We start from the raw sequence: 13,050 nt of genomic DNA on the forward strand, positions 1-13,050 counted from the left end.
GGCCTGGATAAGCTGATCGAGCGGTCGGAGAACAATCTCGCCGCCGTCGCCGCCTGGGTCGCGCGCACCCCCTGGGTCGACTTCCTGGCGGCGGATCCGGCGATCCGCTCCTGCACCTCGATCTGCCTGAAGATCGTCGATCCGGCGGTCACGGCGCTGGATGAAGAGGCGCAGGCCGCGGTGCCGAAGAAGATCGCCTCGCTCTTGGAGAAGGAAGGCGTCGCCTTCGACATCAACGGCTATCGCGACGCGCCCCCGGGCCTGCGGATCTGGGGCGGCGCCACGATCGACACCGCCGATCTCGAGGCGCTGCTGCCCTGGCTGGACTGGGCGTTCGACCGCGCCCGGGCCGAGCTGAAGCTGGCCGCCTGACCTCTCCTTCCTGACAACGTCCTGCGCCTCGCCCCGCCATCGTCGCGGAGCGGCGGGGCGCAGGTCCCTTCGGAGCAAGATGATGCCCAAGGTTCTGATTTCCGACGCCCTGTCCCCGGCCGCCGTCGCCATCTTCCGCGACCGCGGCGTCGAGGTCGACGTCAAGACCGACCTGAAGCCGGAGGAGCTGAAGGCGATCATCGGCCAGTATGACGGCCTCGCCATCCGCTCGGCCACCAAGGTGACCAAGGAGGTGCTGGCCGCCGCGACCAACCTCAAGGTCGTCGGCCGCGCCGGCATCGGCGTCGACAATGTCGATGTCCCGGCCGCGACCCAGCGCGGCGTGGTGGTGATGAACACGCCCTTCGGCAACTCCATCACCACCGCCGAGCACGCCATCGCCATGATGTTCGCGCTGGCCCGCCAGCTGCCGGACGCCAACGCCTCGACCCATGCCGGCAAGTGGGAGAAGTCCCGCTTCATGGGCGTCGAGCTGTTCGGCAAGACACTGGGCCTGATCGGCTGCGGCAACATCGGCTCGATCGTCGCCGACCGCGCCATCGGCCTGAAGATGAAGGTCATCGCCTACGACCCGTTCCTGTCGCCGGAACGGGCGCTGGACCTGGGCGTGGAGAAGGTCGAGCTGGACGGGCTGTTCCAGCGCGCCGATTTCCTCACGCTGCACACGCCGCTGACCGACCAGACCCGCAACATCATTGACGCGGCGGCGATCGCGAAGATGAAGCCGGGCGTGCGCATCATCAACTGCGCCCGCGGCGGGCTGATCGTCGAGGAGGACCTGCTGGCGGCGCTGAAGTCGGGCCATGTCGCCGGCGCGGCGCTGGACGTCTTCGCCGTCGAGCCGGCGAAGGAAAGCGCCTTCTTCGGCCTGCCCAACGTGGTCTGCACCCCGCATCTCGGCGCCGCCACCAGCGAGGCGCAGGAGAATGTGGCCCTGCAGGTGGCCGAGCAGATCTCGGACTTCCTCCTGTCCGGCGCCGTGACCAACGCGCTGAACATGCCGTCGGTGACGGCCGAGGAGGCGCCGAAGCTGAAGCCGTATCTGGCGCTGGTCGAGCAGCTCGGCAGCTTCGCCGGGCAGATCACCGAGACCCGGCTGAAGGCGGTCAACATCACCTATGAGGGCGATGTCGCCCAGCTCAACACCCGGCCGATCACCAGCGTCATCCTGGCCGGGCTGCTGCGGCCGCTGCTCGACAGCGTCAACATGGTGTCGGCGCCGGTGATCGCGCGCGAATACGACATCGACGTCAGCGAGACCAAGCGCGAGACCTGCGAGGACTACCACACGCTGGTGCGGCTGACGGTGACCACCGAGCGGCAGAGCCGCAGCATCGCCGGCTCGCTGTTCGCCGGCACCAAGCCGCGGATCGTCGAGCTGGAGGGCATCTCGCTGGAGGCCGAGGTGGCGCGCAACATGCTGTTCGTGCGCAACGAGGACAAACCAGGCTTCATCGGCCGCCTCGGCACGGTGCTGGGCGATGCCGGCATCAATATCGCCAACTTCAACCTCGGCCGCCGGCCCGAGGGCGGCAGCGCCCTGGCGCTGGTGTCGGTCGACAGCCCGGTGGCGGAGGAGATCGTCAAGACCGTCCAGGGCCTGCCCAGCGTGGTGCAGGCCAAGGCGCTGAATTTCTGAGCGGACGATAGCGGATCGAACGAAAAGCCCCGGCCTGCGAAGGCCGGGGCTTTTTGTTGTGCCCATCCCCACACTGTCATTGCCGGGCTTGACCCGGCAATCCAGGGGCCACCGAGAACAGCTCTTGAAAGCCCCTGGATCCTCGGGTCAAGCCCGAGGATGACAGTCAATAGGTGGCGCAGGTCAGAACGGCGAGTCCGGGTAGTAGAACTCCTTGGCGTTGTCCTTGGTCACCAGCGTGGCGTCCAGGATGTAGCGGCCGCGGACCGGCAGGTGGTCGTAGAGGTTGGCGGCGGTCAGGTCCATCGCCACCGCGACCATGGCCGGCGGGTACAGCACGTCGACGGGGATCATCTTGTCGCCGTCCATCACCTTCTTGACCATGTCCTTCATGCCGGCACCGCCGACCACGAACTTGATGTCGCTGCGGTTGGCCTGCTTGATCGCCTCCAGCACGCCTACGGCCATGTCGTCGTCCTGGCACCACACCGCGTCGATCTTCGGGTACTTGGCCAGGTAGTCCTGCATCACCTTGAAGGCGTCGTCGCGGCTCCAGTTGCCGAACTGCTTGTCCAGCACCTTGATGCCGCTGCCGGCGATCGCCTCGTCGAAGCCCTTGATCCGCTCCTCATCGATCACGATCGGCAGGCCGCGGATGACCACGACGTCACCGGTGCCCAGCGTGTCCTTGATGTACTTGCCGGCGACGCGGCCCAGCTCCGGGTTATTGCCGGCGACGTAGAGGTCCTGGATCGACTGGTCGCTCAGCGCCCGGTCGACCACGGTGACGAAGACGCCCTTCGACTTCACCTGGCGGATCGGGTCGGTCAGCTCGTCGGAGTTGTGGGGCAGGGCCACCAGCGCGTCGATGCCCTGGGTGGTCAGGTCCTCCAGCGCATTGGCCTGGGACGCGCCGTCCGGCGAGGTCTTGACGATCACCTTGAGCCCCGGATAGCGGGCCTCCAGCGCCTTCGCCTCCTGCTGCGCGTGGTAGACGACGCCGCCGGTCCAGCCATGGTCGGCGGCCGGGATCGACACGGCGATGGTCTTGCTCTCCTGCGCCTGGGCGGTGCCGAAAGCCAGCAGGGCCGCAGCCGCGAGGCCAATCATCTTGAAACGCATATAGTCCTCCCCAGAAATCGAGCCTGCTACGAATAGGCGGCCCTAATTGCCCGGCCGGCGCAGCAGCGACCGCTGCACCAGCATGGCGATGATGATGATGGCGCCCTGCACCGCCCCGATCAGGTACTCGCTGACCAGGTTGGACAGGGTCATGATGTTGCCGACGACCTCGAGGATCAGGGCGCCGCAGATCGTGCCCCAGATCCGGCCGACACCGCCGCGCAGCGCGGTGCCGCCGACGACCACGGCGGTGATCGCCTGCAGTTCCCATAGCAGGCCGGTGGTGGTGGTGGCGGAGCCGAGGCGCGGCACATAGACCAGCACAGCCACGGCGACGCAGACGCCCTGGATCACATAGGTCAGGGTGCGGATCCGGTCGACCGAGATACCGGAGTAGCGAGCGACGTCCTCATTCGACCCGACGGCGCGGACATGGCGGCCGAACGGGGTGCGGTACAGCACGAAGGCGCCCAGCGCGCCGACCGCCAGGATCACCAGGATCGGCACCGGCACGCCGAACACGGTGCCGAAATACACCGGGCGGTACAGCGCCCGCAGGTCCGGCGCCTTCATCGCGATCGACCCGCCCTCGGCCAGCCAGATCAGCAGGCCGCGGAAGATGCCCATGGTGCCGAGGGTGACGATGAAGGGCTCGATCCGCCCGACCGTGGTGATCAGCCCGTTGCCCAGGCCGCACAGCGCGCCAAGCACGATGGCGACGGCCATGGCGAGGGCGATCAGCGTGGCGCCGTCGCCCAGCGGCGCCGCGTTCATCAGGAGGATCATGCAGCCGGCGACGAAGCCGGCCATCGACCCGACCGACAGGTCCAGGCCGCCCGCGGTGATGACGAAGGTGGCGCCGACCGCGATGATGGCGATGAAGGCGCTGCGCGTGGCCACGTTCAGCAGGTTGTCGGCGCTGAGGAAGTTCGGGTTCAGCAGGGCGCCGACGACGATCAGCACGGCCAGCGCCGCGAAGGGCGCCGCGGCGCGCAGGTCGAACTTGAAGCCCCGTCCGGCGGGTGCGGTGGTCGTGGTGCTCATGCTTCCCCAGCCAATGCCATGGTTTTCACGCCGGTGGCGTAGGTCACGATCTCGTCTTCGGTCATCGCGTCGCCGGTGACCTCGCCGACGATGCGGCCGGACCGCATCACCAGGATGCGGTGGCACAGGCCGATCAGCTCCTGCATCTCCGAGGAGATGACGATCACCGACTTGCCCTGGGCCGCCAACTCGGCGACGAAGCGGTAAATCTGCTGCTTGGTGCCGATATCGATGCCGCGCGTCGGCTCGTCGATCACCACGATCTCCGGCTCCAGCAGCATCATCTTGCCCAGCAGCAGCTTCTGCTGGTTGCCGCCCGAGAGCTGCCCTGCCAGCAGGTCGCGGCGGCGGGTGCGTACGTCGAAGGCGGCGATGGCGCGGTCCAGCTCCTGCCATTCCTTCGCCGTGTCGATCACCGGCCCGCGGGTGAAGCGCTGCAGCGCCGCCAGGGTCAGGTTGATGCGCAGATCCTGGGCCAGCAGCAGGCCTTTGCCCTTGCGGTCCTCGCTCAGATAGACGATGCCGGCCGCCATGCTGTCGCGCACGGTGGCGAAGCGCACCGGCTTGCCGTTCCGCCGGACCTCGCCATGGGCGGCGCGCAGCCCCAGCACGCCCTCCAGCAGCTCGGTGCGGCCGGCGCCGACCAGCCCGGCGAAGCCGAGGATCTCGCCGCGCCGCAGGGTGAAGCTTGCATCCTGGGCGAAGCGCGGCACGGTCATCCCCCGCACTTCCAGCACCGGCTCGCCGGCCGGGGCGTCGGTGCGTGGCGGATAGAGATTGGCCATGTCGCGGCCGACCATCATCCGGGCCATGTCCAGCGGCTCGATCGCCGCCGCGTCATGGGTGCCGACCAGGCGGCCGTCGCGCAGCACCGTCACCCGGTCGGCGATCGCCTTCACCTCCGGCAGCCGGTGCGAGACGTAGAGCACGGCCACGCCCTTGGCCCGGATGTCGTGGATGACCTTGAGCAGCGCGTCGGTCTCATGCGTGGTCAGCGACGCCGTCGGCTCGTCGAAGATCACCACGCTGTGCGGCACTAAGAGCGCCCGGGCGATCTGCACCAGCTGGCGCTGGGCGATCGACAGCTGGGCCACCGGCACGGCCGGGTCGATCTCCGCCCCCAGCGACCGCACCGCCTCGGCCGCGCGGGCATTCATGGCGCGGTCGTCCACGCTGAACCCGCCGGCCAGGCCGCGCCGCTTCTCGCGGCCCAGAAACAGGTTCTCGGCCACGGTCAGATGCGGCGCCAGCAGGATTTCCTGATGCACCAGCACGATGCCGTGCCGTTCCGCGTCCACCGGGCCGGCGAAACGGATCGGCGCGCCATGCATGCTGATGGTGCCAGCCGTGGGCGCCAGATGGCCGGCCAGGATCTTCATCAGCGTCGACTTGCCGGCACCGTTCTCGCCGATCACGGCATGGACCTCGCCCGGCCGGATCTCGAACCCGACCTCCTGCAGCACGGCTACGGTGCCGAAGGTCTTGCCGAGCCCCTCGACAACCAGCACCGGGCCATCGGTGGGGCGAGGGACGGGGGAGGGGGCGCTCATGGCATGTTGTCCCGGATGAAGATGTCGATCCGGATCCGCTCCTGGTCCGGCACGATCGGCACGCCCTCGCGCAGCGCCAGCAGCACCCGGACGCTGCTGCGCGCCATATGGCCGGCGTCCTGGTTGATCACGGCGTCGATGGTGCCGCGCACCAGGTGCCGACGGGTGAACTCGGTCAGCTCGTGGCCGATGAAGACGATGTCGCGGGCGCGCCCGGTCGCCTCCAGCGCCGCCACCACGCCCTGCTGGCCGCCGCCGACATTGTAGAGGCCGACCAGGTCCGGGTTCTCGTCCAGCAGGGTGCGGGCGGCGGCCTCGACCCGGGCCGCGTCGTCCCGGGCCTCGCGCAGCGGCAGCACCTCCAGCTGGGGATATTCGCGGGCGATCACCTGCTCGAAGCCGAATTGCCGCTCGATATGGTCGCGAAGCTGCAGGGAGCCCGCGATCAGCCCGACCTTGCCGCGGCGCGGTCCCAGGAAGCGGCCCAGCAGGCTGGCGGCGGTGCGGCCGGCGGCATGGTTGTCGAGGCCGACATAGTGGCGCCGCTTGGCAGCGGGCAAGTCCGAGACCAGCGTCACCACCGCGGTGCCGCGGGCGGCCAGGGCGCTCAGCGCCTCCACCACCGCCGGATGGTCCAGCGCCACCACGGCGACGCCGTCGATCTCGGCCGGCAGCTGCTCCAGCGCCTCGGCCAGGGCCTCGCCGTCGAACACATCGACCTGAAGCACGTCGATCGCCACCCGCTCGGCCTCATAGCGGCGGGCGAGGGTGCGGAACTCCTGTTCCAGATCGTGCATGAAGTCGTTGCTGCCGACCGGCAGGATCGCGGTGAAGCGGAAATCGCGCGCCCGCGACAGGCGCGAGGCCAGCCGGTCCGGCTCGTAATGCAGCTTTTCGACCGCCGCCTTCACGCGGTCGACCATGCGCGCATGGGTGCCGGCACGTCCGTTCAGCACGCGGTCGACGGTCGCGACGCTGACGCCGGCTTCCCGTGCGACGTCTTGCAGCGTCGTCCTGGCCACGGAAGCCCCTCCCTGATTGAAGGGATATCATCAAAATTTGATGAAGGGAAATCAAACCGGGTGAGGGGCGCTCAGCCCGTTCCGCGATGAATCGAACCCTGTCTACGCAATTTTCCGCTGGATTCCGCCGCAGAGGTCGCGTTCCTTTTCTGCGACTTCATACCGATCCGTGACCGCGTCGCCGGTCACGATTTTGACGGAGATGGTTGGGATGGCGGATTTCACGGGAACGCCGGGCGCGGATTTCTACCCCGGCACGGCCGATGCCGATACGGTCAGCGGCCTGGGCGGCAATGACACGCTCAACGGCGCCGACGGCAACGACGCGATCAGCGGTGACGACGGGGACGACCAGCTGAGCGGAGATGCCGGGGACGATATTCTCAATGGCGGGGCGGACCAGGACACGCTCATCGGCGGCGACGGCAACGACACGCTCAACGGCGACGACGGCGACGATGTCCTCCTCGGGGCGGCGGGGGCCGATGTGCTGAACGGCGGGGCCGGCAGCGACTTTGTCGACTATTTCAGCTCGCCGGCGGCCGTGACCATCGATCTCGGGTCGGGCGGCGCCGGGGTCGGCGGCAACGCCGAAGGCGACACCTATTCGGGCATCGAGAAGCTGAATGGCAGCAACTTCGGCGACCACCTCACGGGCGATGCCGGCAACAACCAGCTCTGGGGCTGGGACGGCGACGACACCCTCTCGGCCGCCGGGGGCAACGATCTCGTCAACGCCGGCTCGGGCGCGGACCAGCTGGCCGGTGGCGACGGCAATGACCAGCTGAACGGGGGGCTCGGCGATGACCGGCTCGACGGCGGCGCAGGGGCCGACCAGCTGGGCGGGCAGGATGGCATCGATACCGTCGACTACACGACCTCGTCCGCGGGGGTCACCATCGACCTGGCGGCCGGCACCGGCAGCGGCGGCGACGCCCAGGGCGATACGCTGTCCTTGATTGAGAACGTGACCGGCTCCGCCTTCGCTGACCATCTCTATGGCAGCTCGGGCGACAATGCACTGGACGGCGGCGCGGGCGACGACACGCTTCACGGCGGTGCGGGCGCGGACCAGCTGACCGGCGGCGACGGCTCGGATTTCGCCAATTACCAGGGCTCGGCGGCGGCGGTGATCGTCGACCTCGCCGCCCACACCGCCAGCGGCGGCGACGCCGAGGGCGACACGCTCACCGCCATCGAGAATCTCTATGGCTCGAGCCATGACGACAGCCTGACCGGCGATGCCGGCCGCAACATCATCGGCGGCGAGCTCGGCAACGACACGCTCATCGGCAATGGCGGCGACGACGCGCTCTCGGGCGAGGCGGGCAATGACAACCTCGACGGCGGCGACGGCAACGACCGGCTCGTCGGCGGCGACGGCACCGACACCATCCATGGCGGCATCGGCAACGATTCGATCGATGCGGGCGCCGACAACGACATCGTCTTCGGCGATGACGGCGACGACTCGATCACCGGCGGCGCGGGCGACGACCAAATCGACGGCGGCGCCGGCAACGACTTCATCGAGGGCGGCGCCGGGGCCGACGCCATCACTGGCGGCGCCGGCATCGACACGGTGTCCTACGCCGGTTCCGCCCAGGGGGTGGTGGTCCATCTCCAGGCCGGCATCGGCCTCAACGGCGATGCCCAGGGCGACACGCTGGCCGGCATCGAGCAGGTGTACGGCTCCGCCTTCAACGACAGCCTGACCGGCGACAGCGGCAACAACACCCTCTGGGGCGGGGCCGGGAACGATACGTTCCAGGGCGCGGCCGGCGCCGACGTGCTGAAGGGTGGGGCCGGCGACGACCGGTTCGACTACACCAGCGTCGGCGATAGCACCGTGGCCGCGTCGGGCAAGGACACGATCGTGGACTTCTCGACCGGCGATCGGATCGACCTGTCGTCGATAGACGCCGACGGCAATGCGGGCAACGGCGACACCTTCACCTTCGGCACCGGCGGCTTCACCGGCACTGCGGGCGAACTGCGGGTGGTCGATTTCGGCGGCAGCCGCTACGGCGTCTATCTCGACGTCAATGGCGACAAGCAGCCGGACTCGATCATCACCGTCTATTCCGACCACGCCCTGACCGCGGCGGATTTCGTGCTCTGAGGGCCTTGGCCCCGTGGCGGCCAAGGCCGCCGCGGGGCGCCTTAGCGCGGCACCTGGCAGCCGTGGAGGAAGATCTCCACCGCTTCGGCGATTCGTTGGTCGTTCTCCGCCGCCGTCGGCAGCGGGGCGACGCCGAGCGTGGCGGCGCGCAACGGCTCGGCGATCGTCATCGAGACCAGCATCTGGGCCGTGGTCAGGTCGTCCTCGAACCGCAGCACGCCGTGTCGGCGCTGCGTCTCCAGCCAGGCCGCGAGAGCCTGGGCGTTGCGCACCGGGCCGGCCTGGTAGAAGGCGTGCGCCATCGCCGGAAAGCGCAGCGACTCGGCATAGACCAGCCGGTTCAGCGCCACCGTCTCCTCCGACAGCACCAGCCGCGTCAGCTCCTGCAGGAACTGGCGCAGCGCCTGCTTCGCCGCCGCCGGGTCCGGGCCGGCATCGTGCCCGATCGGCGACCGCAGCGCCTCCGACCGCGCGTCGATCACCGCCTCCAGCAGATGCTCCTTGGTGTCGACGAAGCGATAGATCGTCTTCTTCGACACGCCGGCCGCCTGGGCCACCGCCTCCATGCTGGTGGCGCCGAAGCCCTGCGCCAGGAAGCTCCGGGTCGCCGCCTCCAGGATCAGCCGTCTGGTCTCGTCGTCGCTGCGCAGCTGCGGCCGCCCCCGCGGCCGTTTCGGCGTTTCCTGCATGTCTGGCCCCTCGGTCGCGCATTTGCGCATTTCCCTTCCATCTCCCATCTTTGGGTGGAAACCGTCAAGTTTCCTAAATCGCCACGACGATCCTGCCGCCCTGGAGACGGCGGGTGCCCCGGGTGGTTTCGGCTTTGGAGGGCAATTGTCATGACCCATCAGGTTCAGCCGGCCCAGCTCCGCACCGCCCCGGTGCCGGAGGCCAGCACGGCCCCGTCCGCGCCGGCACCGGCGCCGCGCCGCCGTCTCGGCAAGAAGCTCCTGCTGCTGCCGCTGGGCGCCGTCGTCCTGGCCGGTGCCGTGTGGTTCGGCTGGAACTGGTGGACCGTGGGCCGGTTCCAGGAATCGACCGACGACGCCTATGTGAAGGCCGACTCGACCACCATCGCGCCGAAGGTCTCGGGCTATATCGGCGAGGTCCTGGTGCAGGACAACCAGGCGGTGACCGCGGGCCAGCCGCTGGCCCGGATCGACGACCGCGACTATGCCGTGGCGCTGGACCAGGCCAAGGCCAACGTGCTGTCCGCCCAGGCCGACATCGCCGACGCCGATGCCGCGATCCAGCAGCAGGCCGCGGCGATCGAGCAGGCCCGCGCCACCGTCGGGGTCGACCAGGCGGCGCTGACCTATGCCCAGCAGCAGTTCGACCGCTACACCGCCCTGGCGCGCACCGGCAATGGCAGCGTGCAGAACGCGCAGCAGATGACCGCCAATGTCCAGTCGGCGACGGCGACGCTGCAGCGTGACCAGGCGGCGGTGACCGCGGCCGAGAAGCAGCTCGACGTGCTGAAGGCCCAGCTGGAGAAGGCGAAGGCCGCGCTGGCGGCCGACCAGGCGGCGCAGCGCCAGGCCGAGCTAAACCTCGGCTACACCACCATCACCGCGCCGATGGCCGGCACGATCGGCAACCGCACCCTGCGCGTCGGCCAGTACGTTCAGGCCGGCACCCAGCTGATGGCGGTGGTGCCGCTGGCCGAGACCTACATCGTCGCCAATTTCAAGGAGACGCAGCTGACCGACGTGCATCCGGGCCAGCCGGTCGACATCGCGGTCGACATGTTCCCGGATGCCGACATCCATGGTCATGTCGACAGCCTGTCGCCGGCCAGCGGCCAGGAATTTGCCCTGCTGCCGCCGGACAACGCCACCGGCAACTTCACCAAGATCGTGCAGCGCATCCCGGTCAAGGTCGTGCTCGACCGCGACGACCCGCTGGCGGGCCAGCTGCGCCCCGGCATGTCGGTGATCGCGACGATCGACACGAAGCAGGGCGACACCAAGCAGGACGCCACCAAGCAGGATTCGGCCGCGCATTGAGCGCGGCGGATCCGCGGCCCGGAGGGCCACAGCGATGTCTTCCGCCACCACCACCGCCGGTGCCCCGCCGGCCGAGCGGGCCAGCCTGACCACCTGGATCTCGGTGTTCTCCGGCCTGCTCGGCGCCTTCATGGCGGTGCTGAACATCCAGATCACCAACGCCTCGCTGCCGCAGATCGAAGGCGGCATCGGCACCGGCGTCGACAACGGCGCCTGGATCTCGACCTCCTACCTGATCGGCGAGATCATCGTCATACCGCTGACCGCCTATCTCAGCCAGGTCTTCTCGTTCCGCCGCTTCCTGCTGGTGAACACCACGCTGTTCCTGTTGTTCTCGGTGGCCTGCGCCTTCGCCGCCAATCTCGGTGAGATGATCCTGCTGCGCGGCATCCAGGGCTTCACCGGCGGCGTGCTGATCCCGATGGCCTTCACCCTGGTGATGACCAGGCTGCCGCTGTCGCAGCGGCCGATGGGCATGGCGCTGTTCGCCATCACCGCCACCTTCGCGCCGGCGATCGGCCCGACCATCGGCGGCTGGCTGACCGACAATTACGGCTGGCAATACATCTTCTACATCAACCTGGTGCCGGGTGCCTTCATGCTGGCCGGGCTGGCCGCGACGCTGGAGCGCGAGCCGATGAAGCTGCACCTGCTGAAGGAGGGCGACTGGTTCGGCATCGGCGCCATGGCGATCGGCCTGGCCTCGCTGCAGACGGTGCTGGAGGAGGGCAACAAGGACGACTGGTTCGGGTCGCCCTTCATCGTCCGACTGGCTGTCATCGCCGTCGTCTTCCTGTCGCTGTTCATCTGGATCGAGCTGCGGGTGGCCAAGCCGGCCGTCGACCTGCGGCTGCTGCTGCGCCGCAACTTCGGCTTCGGCACGCTGGCCAATGTCTTCCTCGGCTTCGCCCTGTACGGCGCCGCCTATCTGCTGCCGCAATACATGGCCCAGGTGCAGGGCTATGATTCGGAGCAGATCGGCCTGGTGGTGGCCTGGACCGGCCTGCCGCAGCTGCTGATCATCCCGCTGGTGCCGATCCTGATGAAGCAGATGGATGCGCGATGGCTGGTGGCCGGAGGGCTGCTGGTCTTCGCCACCAGCTGCTTCATGAACATCAACATGTCGCTGGTCTATGGCGGCGACCAGCTGTTCGTGCCGAACATCGTCCGCGCCATCGGCCAGGCGGTGGTGATGGCGCCGCTGTCGGCCATCGCCATGGCCGGCATTGCCCGGCAGGAATCGGCCGCGGCCTCGGGCCTGTTCAACATGCTGCGCAACCTCGGCGGCGCCTTCGGTACCGCGCTGCTGGGCACCATCGTCACCAAGCGCGAGCAGTACCACTCGAACATCATCGGCCAGTCGGTCTCGATGTTCGAGGAGGCGACGCGGACCCGGATCGACCAACTGACCCGGTATTTCATGTCGAGCGGCGTGTCTGATCCGGCGACGGCCAAGCACCAGGCCATCATCGCCATCGGCAAGACCGTGCGGGCGCAGTCGCTGGTCATGGGCTTCAGCGACACCTTTGCGGTGCTGGGCGTGATCCTGGTCGCCTCCGCCGCCTGCGTCTTCATCATGAAGAAGGGGGCGGCCGGCGGTGGCGGCGGAGCTCACTGAGACCGCTTGATAGCGCTACTGGCGCGGCCGTCTGGCGGCGGTTTCTCCGCTTCCGGTGCTCACGGACTATACGTCCGCTGCGCTCCGGGTCTCGAAACCACCGCCAGCCGACTCACGCCAGCGCACTCTCAAGCGATCTCAGATCCAGCTCTCCGGCTTGGGCGGAGACTAATTCACCAGCTTACGATACAGGTGCCAGGTGGCGTGGCCGAGCACCGGCATGACCACGATCAGCCCGACGAAGAGCGGGATCGAGCCGATGACGAGGCCGGTGGCGACGATCAGGCCCCAGGCCGCCATCGGCACCGGGTTGGCGGCCACGGCGCGGATCGAGGTCCAGATCGCGGTGTCGGCGCCGACGTCACGATCCAGCAGCAGCGGGAAGGACACCACGCCGATCGCCATCGCCGCCACGGCGAAGACGGCGCCGACGCCGCAGCCGACCACGATCAGGGTCCAGCCGGCGGCGGTGCCGAACACCTGGCCGAGGAAGGTGCCGATCGACGCCGGCTCGCCCGGGCCGAGGGTGTTATT

General features: G+C 68.7%; 10 protein-coding genes and 1 pseudogene. 5 read left to right on the forward strand and 6 right to left on the reverse strand.

The genetic code is table 11. From position 1 onward, the window contains the following. Positions 1-372, forward strand: a pseudogene (locus ABDW35_RS19870) (phosphoserine aminotransferase); the annotation flags it as partial. An 82-nt stretch (positions 373-454) separates the two neighbouring features. Then, positions 455-2,032 (forward strand): phosphoglycerate dehydrogenase, encoded by a 1,578-nt coding sequence (serA, locus tag ABDW35_RS19875; protein WP_343715615.1) that lies wholly within the window; start codon positions 455-457, stop codon positions 2,030-2,032. 183 nt (positions 2,033-2,215) lie between these two features. On the opposite strand, the gene ABDW35_RS19880 is transcribed toward serA, so the two are convergent. Genes ABDW35_RS19880 through ABDW35_RS19895 form a run of 4 tightly spaced genes read right to left on the reverse strand, consistent with a single transcriptional unit; the run spans position 2,216 to position 6,770 of the window. Beyond that, positions 2,216-3,154 (reverse strand): ABC transporter substrate-binding protein, encoded by a 939-nt coding sequence (locus ABDW35_RS19880; RefSeq protein WP_343715616.1) that lies wholly within the window; start codon positions 3,152-3,154, stop codon positions 2,216-2,218. A 42-nt stretch (positions 3,155-3,196) separates the two neighbouring features. Beyond that, positions 3,197-4,198 carry an ABC transporter permease gene (locus ABDW35_RS19885; protein WP_343715617.1) on the reverse strand — a complete coding sequence of 334 codons (1,002 nt, stop codon included), beginning with the start codon at positions 4,196-4,198 and terminating at the stop codon, positions 3,197-3,199. Then, positions 4,195-5,748: a sugar ABC transporter ATP-binding protein gene (locus tag ABDW35_RS19890; protein ID WP_343715618.1), complete on the reverse strand. Its 1,554-nt coding sequence runs from the start codon at positions 5,746-5,748 to the stop codon at positions 4,195-4,197. The genes ABDW35_RS19885 and ABDW35_RS19890 overlap by 4 nt, the downstream gene beginning before the upstream one ends. Next, the gene (locus tag ABDW35_RS19895) at positions 5,745-6,770 is read right to left on the reverse strand and encodes a LacI family DNA-binding transcriptional regulator (protein ID WP_343715619.1); all 1,026 of its coding nucleotides are present in this window, start codon (positions 6,768-6,770) and stop codon (positions 5,745-5,747) included. Before ABDW35_RS19895 ends, ABDW35_RS19890 begins: the two co-directional genes overlap by 4 nt. 211 nt (positions 6,771-6,981) lie before the next feature. Between ABDW35_RS19895 and ABDW35_RS19900 the strand changes: the two genes are divergently transcribed. Beyond that, a complete protein-coding gene (locus ABDW35_RS19900; RefSeq protein WP_343715620.1) occupies positions 6,982-8,892 on the forward strand; it encodes a calcium-binding protein in 1,911 nt (636 codons plus the stop codon). 41 nt (positions 8,893-8,933) lie between these two features. Here the strand turns inward: ABDW35_RS19900 and ABDW35_RS19905 are convergent, their stop codons facing one another. Then, a complete protein-coding gene (locus ABDW35_RS19905; protein ID WP_343715621.1) occupies positions 8,934-9,581 on the reverse strand; it encodes a TetR/AcrR family transcriptional regulator in 648 nt (215 codons plus the stop codon). 150 nt (positions 9,582-9,731) lie between these two features. Here ABDW35_RS19905 and ABDW35_RS19910 point away from each other — a divergent pair, with 150 nt between their 5' ends. Next, entirely contained in the window at positions 9,732-10,898 is a 1,167-nt protein-coding gene (locus tag ABDW35_RS19910; protein WP_343715622.1) for an HlyD family secretion protein, read from the forward strand. A 34-nt stretch (positions 10,899-10,932) separates the two neighbouring features. Then, positions 10,933-12,516, forward strand: coding sequence for an MDR family MFS transporter (locus tag ABDW35_RS19915; RefSeq protein WP_343715623.1), 1,584 nt, complete (start codon positions 10,933-10,935; stop codon positions 12,514-12,516). 168 nt (positions 12,517-12,684) lie between these two features. On the opposite strand, the gene ABDW35_RS19920 is transcribed toward ABDW35_RS19915, so the two are convergent. Next, on the reverse strand, positions 12,685-13,050 hold a 366-nt coding region (locus ABDW35_RS19920; protein ID WP_343715624.1), incomplete at its 5' end, for a DUF2189 domain-containing protein.

The organism is Inquilinus sp. (assembly GCF_039594555.1).
Lineage (GTDB): Bacteria > Pseudomonadota > Alphaproteobacteria > DSM-16000 > Inquilinaceae > Inquilinus.